Here is an 8,462-nt window from a genome sequence, read left to right as displayed (position 1 = left end):
GCGCGCCATTCATGCCTCGACCGAGCATTCCGCCCGCCGAGCCACCCAACCCGCCCGAACCGCCGATACCACCCGAGCCACCCCTGCGTCTGAGCGCCGCGCCGGTTCCGCCCCCGATCGCACCGGGGATCCTGTCGACCACGGAGGTCTGCCAGGGCGTCCCCGAGGTGCTGCAACGCTTTCAGCGCGCCTACCAGAGCGGCGCGCTGGATCCGTTCATGGCGCTTTACAGCCCGCTGGCCAAGGAGAACGAGCTGGCGACCTGGTTCGCGATCCGTCAGACCTATGCCGACTGGTTCCGCCAGACCTCGGCGCGCCGCATCACCTTCGATCGGCTTCAGGTCCAGCCAGTCGCCGACAGCGATCGCTGCGCCGCGATGGCCATCTTCAAGGTCAGCTATCTGGACGAGCGCGCCTTGCTGGCCACCAAGGCCGGCGTGATCGAGATCCTGTTCGATCGCAAGGGATCCGAACTGCTCATCCTGCGGGTCCGTTACTGAGCCTGGAGCAAGACCGAGGGCGAATCATTCCCGCCGCAACGCCTCGATGGGATCGAGACGCGCCGCGCGGCGGGCGGGGAAGTAACCGAAGATGACCCCGACCGCCGCCGAGAAGAGGAAGGCGATGACGACGATTCCGCCATTGAAGACAAAGGGAACCTGCAACAGCGACGCCAGCCCGATGGACGCGCCGATGGCGAGCAGGATGCCGAGGATCCCGCCGAGCGAGGACAGGACCACCGCCTCGACCAGGAATTGCAGCAGCACCTCGCGCTCCAGCGCTCCGATGGCCAGCCGGATGCCGATCTCGCGCGTGCGCTCGGTCACCGAGACCAGCATGATGTTCATGATGCCGATGCCACCGACCAGCAGACTCACCGCCGCCACCGCCGTCAGCAGGGTCGTGAGGATCTGGGTGGTTCCGGTCAGCATGCTGGCGATCTCGCGCATGTCGCGCACGCTGAAATTGTCCTGCTCGGAATCCTGAATGCGGCGACGCTCGCGCATCAGACGCTCCAGATCCTGCTTGGCGCGCTCGGTCGACTCGCCGTCACGGACCGAGACCTGGATCAGTCGCACGTCCTGATTGCCGGCGATGCGCCGCTGAAAGGCCCGCAAGGGGATCACCACCAGATCGTCCTGATCCGAGCCCATGCTGCTCTGCCCCTTGCTCCGCAGCAGACCGACGACCTGACAGGACATGGTCTTGAGGCGGATCCTCTCGCCGAGCGGATCCAGCGCGCCGAACAGCTCCTTGCGCACGGTCTCGCCAATCAGACAGACCGAGCGCCCGCCATGCAATTCGCTCTCGGTGAAGATCCGCCCGGACTCGAGCGTCCAATTGCGGACATCGAAGAAGGCGTTGTCGGTCCCGCTCACCTGGGTCGACCAGCTCTTGTTGCCGGCGATGACCGTGATGGACTCGCTGGCCGCGGGCGCGACCGCGCGCGCGGACGGCACCTCGCGCTGAATGGCCAGGGCATCGGCCACCGAGAAGGATGGCGCGCTCGATCCCACGCCCGGTCCCATGTGCTGGCCAACCCGAATCATCAGCAGGTTGCTCCCGAGGCTCTCGATCTGGCTGGCGACCTGCCGGGTCGCGCCACCCCCGAGCGTCACCATGACGATGACGGCGGCGACCCCGATCACGATGCCGAGAATGGTCAGGAAGGAGCGCAGCAGGTTGCGTCGGATTTCGCGCAGCGCGAGCAGGAAGGCGTTCCAAAGCATCAGGCCGCCTCTGTCTCGGGCCGGGTGTCGGCCACCCGACCGTCGAGGAAATGGATGACGCGGTGGGCATAATCGGCCATGTCCGCCTCGTGGGTGACCATGAGGACAGTGATTCCCTGGTCGCGGTTGAGACCGGTCAGCAGATCCATGATCTCGTGACTCCTGGCGGTATCCAGATTGCCCGTGGGCTCGTCAGCCAGCAGCAGACTGGGCTGGGTCACCATGGCCCGCGCGATGGCGACCCGTTGCTGCTGGCCGCCCGACAGCTCGCCCGGCGTATGGTGCTCCCAGCCCGTCAGACCAACCATGGCAAGCGCCTGGCGCGCCCGTTGATGGCGCTCCGCCCTGGGGATATGGCGATAGATGAGCGGCAGCTCGACGTTCTCCAGGGCCGAGGTCCGGTTGAGCAGGTTGAAGCCCTGGAAGACGAAACCGAGATAGTGGCGCCGCAGCCGGGCGCGCTGATCGCGATCGAGCGACTCGACCGGCACCCCGCGAAACCGGTAGGAACCGGCATTCGGGGTATCCAGACAGCCAAGGATGTTCATGGCGGTCGACTTTCCGGACCCGCTCGGACCCATCACGGCCACGAACTCGCCGGCCTGGATGAGCAGGTCCACCCGATCCAGGGCGCGCACCTCCGCCAGCCCCCGGCCATAAATCCGGCTCACCTGGCGAAACTCGATCAATGGCGGGCGCTCGGCGGTCGGGATGGGCGGATCGGATTCCTTCACGAGCGCGGTCCGGAGCGTTTGAGATCCACCAGAACCTGGGTGCCCGGCGCCGGCGCGTCGCCGAGGATCTGCGTCATGGCGCCATCCGTGAGTCCGGTTTCCACCTCGACCGCGACCGGCTCGCCGTCGCGCAGGATCCACACCCGCGCGCCCTTGGCATTGGCCGCGCCTGCGGCGGGCCGGGATCGGGAGCCACCGGGAAAGCGTGGCAGCAGCATCCCGAGCAGATTCGCCTTGGACTTCTCGGCCTGGGGTTTCGGCGGACTGAACCTGAGCGCGGCATTCGGCGCCAGGAGCAGGTCGGTCTCCTCGCGCACCAGGATGTCGGCGGTCGCGGTCATCCCCGGACGCAGGGACAGATCGGCGTTGTCGACCGCGAGCAGGGCCCCGAAGGTGACGACACCATTGATCGTCTCGGGGGCGAAACGGACCTGGGTAATGGTTGCCGGAAAGGTCCGACGCGGATAGGCATCGACGGTGAAGACCGCCCGTTGCCCCTCGATCACCTGCCCCACGTCCGCCTCGTCCACGTCCACCTTGAGTTCCATCTGGGTCAGATTCTCGGCCAGGGTGAAGAGCACCGGGGTCTGGAGCGAGGCGGCGACGGTCTGCCCCGGCTCGACATCACGCATGAGGACGATGCCGTCGATCGGCGAGCGGATGACCGTCTTGTCGAGCGTGCGCCGATCGGCGTCGAGCTGCGCCTGGGCCTGATCGACCTTGGCGCGCGCCACCGCCAGCAGCGCCGTCGCCCGATCGGCCGCCGCCTCGGCGGTGTCCAGATCCTCCGGGGAGACCAGGCGCTTGGTGATCAGATCGCGCGTGCGGCGGCGCTTGCTGGCCGTCTCGTCCGCGGTCGCCTGGGCCTCGTCGACCTGAGCCCGAGCCAGGGCCAGGGCCGCCGCGGATTGACGCTCCTTGGCCAGGGACTGATCGGGATCCAGCCGCGCCAACACCTGCCCCCGAGCGACCCGGTCGTTGAAGTCCGCCTCCACGGTCTGGATGGTGCCCGAAACCTCGGTGCCCACATCCACCTGGGTCACCGGCTGCAAGCGACCGGTCGCGGTCACCTCGACCCTCAGATCGCCCCGACGGATCTCGGCGGTCTTGAAGTCGATCCGTTCCCCCTGCCCTTCCTCTCGCCACAGAAACCCGCCCAGGATCAAGCCGATCGTCACTAGAGCCAGCCACCAGGGCCAGCGGCGGCGGCGCTTGCGGCCTGGCGCCAGGCCGATCTTCTCGGCGACCGATGGGTTCGGATATCCAGCCGCCTGGCTCATCCTGTCGATACTCCATTGAAAGAGATTGGACGGAGACCACTGTCCCCGCTGAATGCCGAAAGCCTATCCTGGAATCGCGCAAGGAATACGCATCCAGCAAGACCAGAGGCCACTCAGGCGTAGTCGTCGATCCCCGCGAGGGCGTTGAGGCCATCGCGCCGCTCCAGGCGCGCGACCTCCTCGTAAGCCGCCAGCGCTTGCCGCGCGTAGCCGTCGTGCATCGCCATCCTCACCGGAGCACGACGGGACGGATCGAACGGAATCACCTCGCCCTTGCCGACCTGCGTCACCGGGCGCTCGATCAGGGGGGGCGGATCGCCACTGGGAACCAGGGGAACGACCCGCGATACCTTTCCCCAGGACGGCTCCGAGGTGATCGGAGCAGACGAGGGAAGCGGCGAGCCGGGAATCTGCATCGGGTGGGATAAAAGGCGTTACGCCAGGGGTACCGGACACTTTGGATGGCTTCGCCACCAAAGATGTCCGATGGCGAGAAGACGGCAAAGTTCCGCGAGAATGTCGCTTATTCACAACGATGCCGCGCCGCCGGGATGTGTTTTATGCAACAGGAGTCGCCCGGCCGTCAACCCCAGTCTCATTGTGGAACCAAAATGATCGCGATCGACGGAACGGCTCGGAGCTTGTGAAAACATCCTCGTAGGATGGGCAGAGCGAGAGCGATGCCCATCCCGTACACTCAGAGGCTCAAGACCTCTCAGTCGGCACTCGAAGCCAGCCTCCGCACGCCGGTCAGACCCGAGGCCAGGATCGCCTCGCGCAACACCGTGACCGCCGCCGCGCGGGTGAAGCCGCCGCGCCAGGCGAGCGCGACCCGACGGCTGGGCGGCTCGCCCGCGAAACGGCGAATGACCAGCAGGCGCTGGGGGAAACGGTCGGCGCAGGCGGCCGTGCCCGGCAGGATCGTCACGCCCGCGCCGCTCGCCACCATATAGCGAATGGTCTCCAGCGAGCCACCCGCCAGGGCGTGCTGAAGATCGTCGTCATCGGCCGGCTTGCCGCAGGGAGGACAGAAATCCAGGATCTGGTCGCGGAAACAGTGCCCCTTGCCCAACAGCAGGACGGTTTCGTGCTCAAGCTGCCGGATGGAAATACTCTCTTGGCTCGCGAGCGGGTGCGACGCGGGCATGAGCACGACGAAGGGCTCGTCGTAGAGCGGCTCGGTGCGAATGCCCGGCTCGTCATAGGGAAGCGAGAGCACGGCGACATCCAGGGCGCCGGACTTCAGTCGCTCGGTCAGAACGGCCGTCAGGTTCTCCTCGACGATCAGGGTCAGATGGGGCGCCCGCTCCTTCATCACCGGCAAGAGCCCCGGCAGCAGATAGGGTCCGATGGTGTAGATGGCCCCCAGACGCAGGGTTCCGCGCAAGGGATCGGTCCCCTCGCTGGCCAGACGCTTGAGAACCCGCGCCTCCGCGAGCACGCGGCGCGCCTGCTCGACGATCCGCCGCCCCGCTGGCGTGACCAGCACCTCGTGACGTCCGCGCTCGAACAGGACGACGCCGAGTTCATCCTCGAATTTCTTCACCCCGAGGCTCAGGGTCGGCTGACTGACATGACAGCTCTCGGCCGCGTGTCCGAAATGACGCTCCTCGGCGACGGCGACGACGTAACGCAGTTCGGTCAGGGTCATATCGATGGCGCTTCCAGGATGGATTCGACGTGTCGTCCCCGATCAATACCAGGGATTCAGCTTCCTGCCTACCAGCCTGATGTCCCACCCCGCCCTGTCCTTCACCCCAACCGATGATGGCCGGCGCCCGTCACTTTTGGTCGCACCCAATCCAGGGCGTGACGGCGCGCGCTCGCGACTTTCGCGGTAACCTAGCGGGCCATTTTCCTGCCTACCGGAGCCAACCATGTCGATGCCGCTTTCCACCCTCACCGCGATCTCTCCGGTGGACGGCCGCTACGGCGCCAGAACCTCGGATCTGCGGGCCATTTTCAGCGAGTTCGGTCTCATCCATCACCGCGTCCTGGTCGAGGTGCGCTGGCTCCAGGCGCTGTCGCGCCATCCGGCGATCGCGGAGGTGCCGCCCTTCTCGCCGGCGGCGAACGGCGCGCTCGACGCGATCGCGAGGGACTTCGGACTCGCCGACGCCGAGCGTGTCAAGGAGATCGAGCGCACCACCAATCATGACGTCAAGGCAGTCGAGTACTTTCTGAAGGAGCGCGTCGCGGAGAATCCGGAGTTGTCGGCCGTGAGCGAGTTCTTTCATTTCGCCTGCACATCGGAGGACATCAACAACCTCTCGCATGGTCTGATGATGATGTCGGGTCGCGACCGGGTGCTGCTGCCCCAGATGGACGGCTTGATCGAGACGATCCGCGCCCTGGCGCACCGCCATGCCGATCAACCCATGCTCTCGCGCACCCACGGCCAGCCGGCGACGCCGACCACCCTCGGCAAGGAGATGGCCAATGTCGTCCACCGCCTGCGCGCGCAACGGGCGCGGGTCGCGGAGGTCGCCCTGCTGGGCAAGATCAATGGCGCGGTCGGCAACTACAACGCGCATCGCTCGGCCTACCCGGAGGTCGACTGGCCGGCCTTCGCGCAAGCCTTCGTCGAGGCGCTGGGCCTGACCTGGAACCCCTACACCACCCAGATCGAGCCGCACGATTATCTGGCCGAGCTGTTCGACGCCATCGCGCGGTTCGACAACATCCTGATCGACTTCTGCCGCGACCTCTGGGGCTACATCTCGCTCGGTTACTTCAAGCAGCGCACGGTCGCGGGCGAGGTCGGCTCCTCGACCATGCCGCACAAGGTCAACCCGATCGATTTCGAGAACGGCGAGGGCAATCTGGGGATCGCCAACGCCATCCTGGAGCATCTGGCGGGCAAGCTGCCGATCTCGCGCTGGCAGCGGGATCTGACCGACTCCACCGTGCTGCGCAATCTGGGCGTCGGCCTCGCGCACGCGAGCATCGCCTTCCAGTCGATCCAGAAGGGATTGGGCAAGCTGGAGGCCGATCCCGAGCGCCTGGCCGCGGACCTGGACGCCAACTGGGAGGTGCTGGCCGAGCCGATCCAGACGGTGATGCGCCGTCATGGGGTCGAGCAGCCTTACGAGAAGCTGAAGGAACTGACGCGCGGGCGGCGGATCGGTCCGGAGGCGCTCGCCCGGTTCGTCGATGGACTGGAGATTCCCGCGAGCGCCAAGGCCGAGTTGCGGGCGCTGACACCCGCGCGCTATATCGGCGAGGCCGCGCGGCTCGCGCGCGAGATCTGAACCCCAGGCGATGGCCGGGCTCCCTGCTTTAGGCGTAAACCCGCGCCATCGGTCGTGATTTCGCCACCGCGACCCTCTGCCATACCCATGATGCTGTTATGATTCCGCGCACGATTCATCGAAATCTCCAGATTAAACCTCCCCCTTCAGGGGGATAATGCCGCACGGAAGGCGTAACCTCTTCCGTGCCGTATCGCCCGGCTTGGCCGGGCGTGGATTGAAACATGGGATCCGCTTCGGCCAACACAGAGCTATCGATGCAATCGCGTATCGCCTCGATCGGGAAGCTCAATTACCTGGAGTTCTTTGGCTTCGGCGCGCCGCCCTTTCGCAATACGACGGACGTCGCGGAACTCTTCCTCACCGAGGCCATGGACGCGGCCCTGAACCGGATCGAGGAGGCCCTGGACGACTGGGATGACGGCCTGCTGGTCGTCAACGGCGCGCCCGGCTCGGGCAAGACGACCCTGGTCAACCAGGCCATCGACCGACGCCTGGATCACGCCTGCGTCGCCAGGATCAATCGCACCCTGCTCGCCGAGAAGGATTTCCTTCAGGTTCTTCTGCATGGCTTCGGCCTGCGGCCAGACGGGCTCGACCGGCGATTGCTGATCGAGGCCTTCGACGAGTTCATGAATGAGCGCATGGACGCGGGCGAGCGCGTCATCCTGGTGATCGACGAGGCGCAGAATCTCAAGGCTCCCATTCTCAAGCTGCTGCCCGAGATCCTGGGTCCGGCATCCGATAGCGAGGATGGAACGGCGCGGCGCTTCTTCATCGTGCTGATCGGCCAGGACGGTTTCGAAAAGACATTGGCCCACCCCGAATTCAAGCGGCTCGCCGACCGCCTCCGGTTTCAGACCTATCTCAACACGCTGGATCCCGCGGACGCGAGCGCCTACATCCAGTATCAGCTCCACGCGGTCGGACAGACGCGACAGCAACCCTTCTCCGAACGGGCGATGACCCGGATCCACATGCTCACGGGCGGGAGCATGCGTCTGATCAACACACTGTGCGATTTCGTGCTCTTCAATGCCTGTTTGGGACAGATTCACCGCATCACCCCCGAGTTGGTCCAGACGACCTTCAACGCCCTTCGGTGGGAGCCTCCGAGCAGCCGTCGCCGCGACGAGGCGGCCGGGGCTCGGGCCGAGGAAAACCAGGTCTCGCGGCTGATACTGGAATTCGATCGCGACCTCGAGTTCCCGCTCGACAAGGATGAGATCCGCATCGGTCGATCCGCCGAGAACGACATCTGCATTCGCAGCCTGCGGGTCAGTCGCTTTCACGCCCGCCTGACGAACAATCGTCAGGGAATCTCGGTCGAGGATCTCGGCAGCACCAATGGGGTCTATGTCAATCAGGAGCGAGTCAAGGTCCGGCGGCTGAAGGATGGCGATCTGATCGCCATCGACGACAACCGCATGCGTCTGATGCTCGGGAAGAATAGACAGGATTAACAGA

The 8,462-nt window shown here is 65.8% G+C and carries 8 protein-coding genes; 3 read left to right on the top strand and 5 right to left on the bottom strand.

Translation table 11 applies throughout. The features are described 5' to 3' along the window. On the top strand, window positions 1-500 hold a 500-nt coding region (locus CKO27_RS19915; RefSeq protein WP_476718509.1), incomplete at its 5' end, for a Cif family virulence factor. A 24-nt stretch (window positions 501-524) separates the two neighbouring features. Here the strand turns inward: CKO27_RS19915 and CKO27_RS19910 are convergent. From CKO27_RS19910 to CKO27_RS19890, 5 genes are all read right to left on the bottom strand, one after another. Continuing rightward, window positions 525-1,730, bottom strand: coding sequence for an ABC transporter permease (locus CKO27_RS19910; RefSeq protein ID WP_200376668.1), 1,206 nt, complete (start codon window positions 1,728-1,730; stop codon window positions 525-527). Then, window positions 1,730-2,464, bottom strand: coding sequence for an ABC transporter ATP-binding protein (locus tag CKO27_RS19905; RefSeq protein WP_338116135.1), 735 nt, complete (start codon window positions 2,462-2,464; stop codon window positions 1,730-1,732). The genes CKO27_RS19910 and CKO27_RS19905 overlap by 1 nt, the downstream gene beginning before the upstream one ends. Next, on the bottom strand, window positions 2,461-3,744 hold the full coding sequence (locus tag CKO27_RS19900; protein ID WP_200376667.1) for an efflux RND transporter periplasmic adaptor subunit: 1,284 nt from the start codon (window positions 3,742-3,744) through the stop codon (window positions 2,461-2,463). Before CKO27_RS19900 ends, CKO27_RS19905 begins: the two co-directional genes overlap by 4 nt. Before the next feature lie 113 nt (window positions 3,745-3,857). Continuing rightward, window positions 3,858-4,034 carry a hypothetical protein gene (locus CKO27_RS19895; RefSeq protein WP_200376666.1) on the bottom strand — a complete coding sequence of 59 codons (177 nt, stop codon included), beginning with the start codon at window positions 4,032-4,034 and terminating at the stop codon, window positions 3,858-3,860. A gap of 425 nt (window positions 4,035-4,459) precedes the next feature. After that, window positions 4,460-5,395: a LysR substrate-binding domain-containing protein gene (locus CKO27_RS19890; protein ID WP_200376665.1), complete on the bottom strand. Its 936-nt coding sequence runs from the start codon at window positions 5,393-5,395 to the stop codon at window positions 4,460-4,462. A gap of 226 nt (window positions 5,396-5,621) precedes the next feature. On the opposite strand from CKO27_RS19890, the gene purB reads away from it, so the two are divergent. Both purB and CKO27_RS19880 read left to right on the top strand, forming a co-directional pair. Next, window positions 5,622-6,995: an adenylosuccinate lyase gene (gene purB, locus CKO27_RS19885; RefSeq protein ID WP_200376664.1), complete on the top strand. Its 1,374-nt coding sequence runs from the start codon at window positions 5,622-5,624 to the stop codon at window positions 6,993-6,995. Window positions 6,996-7,252: 257 nt separating this feature from the next. Then, the gene (locus CKO27_RS19880) at window positions 7,253-8,458 is read left to right on the top strand and encodes an FHA domain-containing protein (RefSeq protein WP_200376663.1); all 1,206 of its coding nucleotides are present in this window, start codon (window positions 7,253-7,255) and stop codon (window positions 8,456-8,458) included. Window positions 8,459-8,462 lie beyond the last annotated feature (4 nt).

The organism is Thiocystis violacea, from assembly GCF_016583575.1.
Taxonomy (GTDB): Bacteria; Pseudomonadota; Gammaproteobacteria; order Chromatiales; family Chromatiaceae; genus Thiocystis; species Thiocystis violacea.
The sequence above is the reverse complement of the archived record's forward strand: the minus strand, read 5'-3'. Positions and strand labels throughout refer to the sequence as shown.

Coding starts and splice junctions, on each gene's coding strand:
- CKO27_RS19910 (WP_200376668.1), bottom strand. CDS start 1,730: ATGCTTTGGAACGCCTTCCTGCTCGCGCTGCGCGAAATCCGACGCAAC.
- CKO27_RS19900 (WP_200376667.1), bottom strand. CDS start 3,744: ATGAGCCAGGCGGCTGGATATCCGAACCCATCGGTCGCCGAGAAGATC.
- CKO27_RS19890 (WP_200376665.1), bottom strand. CDS start 5,395: ATGACCCTGACCGAACTGCGTTACGTCGTCGCCGTCGCCGAGGAGCGT.
- purB (WP_200376664.1), top strand. CDS start 5,622: ATGTCGATGCCGCTTTCCACCCTCACCGCGATCTCTCCGGTGGACGGC.
- CKO27_RS19880 (WP_200376663.1), top strand. CDS start 7,253: ATGCAATCGCGTATCGCCTCGATCGGGAAGCTCAATTACCTGGAGTTC.